The organism is Clostridium sp. SGI.024 (assembly GCF_050315195.1).
Taxonomy (GTDB): domain Bacteria; phylum Bacillota; class Clostridia; order Clostridiales; family Clostridiaceae; genus Clostridium.
Window position 1 is genome coordinate 1 of the sequence record NZ_JBNPON010000197.1, and the last position, 219, is coordinate 219.

1 protein-coding gene is annotated in these 219 nt (G+C 32.0%); it reads left to right on the forward strand.

Going from position 1 to position 219, the window contains the following annotated elements:
• Positions 1-219, forward strand: a 219-nt coding sequence (locus ACQRD5_RS17390) for a hypothetical protein (RefSeq protein ID WP_427747139.1), incomplete at both ends; no start/stop codon positions are given.

Consider the following 219-nt stretch of genomic DNA (forward strand, 5'->3'; position numbering starts at 1 on the left):
CAAGCTCGTACAGTATGGGGAGCTAATAAGCCATATAGAACATTATTAGACTGGGGTAATAAATACTTCTCAGATAAGGCGTCTGATAGTGCTTATAATGGTGCATATATGTTATTAGCACAATCAGCTTTAGACAATGCTAATTATGAAAAGTCATATTACTATAATTTACAAGCAAATTCATATAGCAATCCTGAAGATAAGATAAAGGCTTATAAT